Source organism: Caulobacter sp. CCNWLW153 (assembly GCF_036889365.1).
In the GTDB taxonomy this organism is placed as follows: Bacteria; Pseudomonadota; Alphaproteobacteria; order Caulobacterales; family Caulobacteraceae; genus Caulobacter; species Caulobacter radicis.
Genome location: NZ_JBAKFV010000046.1, coordinates 1 through 791 on the forward strand (window position 1 = coordinate 1; position 791 = coordinate 791).

At 71.3% G+C, this 791-nt stretch carries 1 protein-coding gene; it reads left to right on the forward strand.

Features of this window, described 5'->3' with window-relative positions; translation table 11 throughout:
* Positions 1–791, forward strand: a 791-nt coding sequence (nagA, locus tag V6S85_RS26525; RefSeq protein WP_334350814.1) for an N-acetylglucosamine-6-phosphate deacetylase, incomplete at both ends; no start/stop codon positions are given.

The following is a 791-nucleotide window of genomic DNA, read 5'->3' on the forward strand; positions in this document are numbered from 1 at the left end:
ACCGAAGCCGCCATCGAGGCGGGCGTTCCCGGCGTGCTGGGCGTGCACATCGAGGGACCGTTCCTCAACGCCCAGCGCAAGGGCATCCACGACGCCGACAAGTTCCGCGTCCTCGACGAGGCGGCCATCAGGCTGCTGACTTCGCTGAAGCGCGGCAGGACCCTGGTCACCCTGGCCCCCGAGACGACCACCCCCGACATGGTGCGCCGCCTGGCCGACGCCGGGGTGGTGGTGGCCGCCGGCCACACCAACGCAGCTTACGAGACCGTCAAGGCCGCGCTCGAGGCGGGCCTGACCGGCTTCACCCACCTCTTCAACGCCATGTCGCCGCTGACCAGCCGCGCCCCGGGAACCGTCGGCGCGGCCCTGGAGAACCAGGACGCCTGGTGCGGGATCATCGTCGACGGCCGCCACGTCGATCCGGCCACGCTGAGGATCGCCCTGCGCACCCGGCCGCTCGACCGCTTCATGCTGGTCACCGACGCCATGCCCACCGTCGGCATGGCCGACAAGCGCTTTGTCCTGCAGGGCCAGGCCATCACCGTGCAGGACGGCGTCTGCGTCGGCCCCGGCGGCACTCTGGCCGGCTCCGACCTCGACATGATCGGCGCCGTCCGCAACGCCGTCGACATGCTGGGCCTGTCGCTGCAGGACGCCGTCATGATCGCCTCGGCCGCGCCCGCCGCGTTCCTGGGCCTTGCAACCCATCGCGGAACCATCGCCCCCGGCATGGCCGCAGACCTCGTCCTCCTCGATGACCAGCGCAACGTCGTCAGGACCTGGATCGACGG